1 pseudogene is annotated in these 399 nt (G+C 48.4%); it reads right to left on the reverse strand.

The annotated features are described in order from the left end of the window. Nucleotides 1-349, reverse strand: a pseudogene (locus tag KVT27_RS23825) (extracellular solute-binding protein); the annotation flags it as partial. Nucleotides 350-399 lie beyond the last annotated feature (50 nt).

A 399-nucleotide genomic window follows, 5' to 3' on the forward strand; every position in this document is an offset into this window, starting at 1 on the left:
TGACAGCTTGCTGCGCGGTGTAGCTGGTGCCGCCTACCAAAGCTTTCAGCCAAATGTCACCTTTGTCGATGTTATTGGATTTACTTGTGCTTTTGACAATCGCTTGCAGATCATCCGGCAGTACGGGCAAGAAGTCATAGCCGAGCGAAGGAATAGGACGGTCTTTGTTAATATAGATTTCTTTGGACTTCTGGTTGATGTCGAGCAGTTCTTTTTGCGTAGGCACCTCTGGGCGAAGGTTCACCAGATACACTTCCGCGCATTTGCCCAGGAGCAGATCGGATCTCATCATATTCAAATCGTCGGTGTAGAGCTCTTTCTTGTTCTTCTCCGTATCAATCGGCTGCAAACAGCCATTCGAGCCTTTTTGCGAGTGGGTACCCTCAATGCCGTTTTTCA

The organism is Lysinibacillus sp. GbtcB16, from assembly GCF_019091145.1.
GTDB lineage: Bacteria > Bacillota > Bacilli > Bacillales_A > Planococcaceae > Lysinibacillus > Lysinibacillus fusiformis.